The following is a 470-nucleotide window of genomic DNA, read 5'->3' as shown; positions in this document are numbered from 1 at the left end:
GCGCCCCGTCCCGCACCCGGAGCGGGCCCGGACATGCCCGCCGGCGCGGTGTGGGGCGCGTGGCTGCCCCTGGTGGACGGGGACGGGCTGGCCCGCGCCGACCACCGGGCGCTGCTGCCCCTGCTGGACCTCGGCGACGGCCGCGTGTGGGGCACGACGTCGGTCAGCCTCGTCGCGCTCGCGCCCGGCGGCGTCCGCTACGACTTCTCCGCCACGCCCGGGGATCCCGCCGCCTGGACACGCGTGCTCTGACGGGCCCGTTCCAGGTTCACCCGCGCTCTTTGGAGCCGCATGCCGCACGACCGTGACCCTCGGTGCTAATTTGACTACCTAATGCGATCTTCGTGGAGGCCGGTGCCGCCGGCCGCGCGGGGCGTCATCGGGGAGACGGGGAGTGCGGGGAATGGCGGGAGCGGGACGGGGGGCCGCGGTCGCGGCCGGGCTCGGCGCGGTCGTGCTCGGGCTGACCG

General features: G+C 76.8%; 1 pseudogene. It reads left to right on the top strand.

Annotated elements, in window-relative coordinates:
• Positions 1–252: pseudogene (locus E1298_RS47525) on the top strand (NRDE family protein); the annotation flags it as partial.
• Positions 253–470 lie beyond the last annotated feature (218 nt).

This window comes from Actinomadura rubrisoli, from assembly GCF_004349215.1.
GTDB lineage: Bacteria > Actinomycetota > Actinomycetes > Streptosporangiales > Streptosporangiaceae > Spirillospora > Spirillospora rubrisoli.
This window is presented reverse-complemented; position numbering and strand designations above follow the sequence as displayed.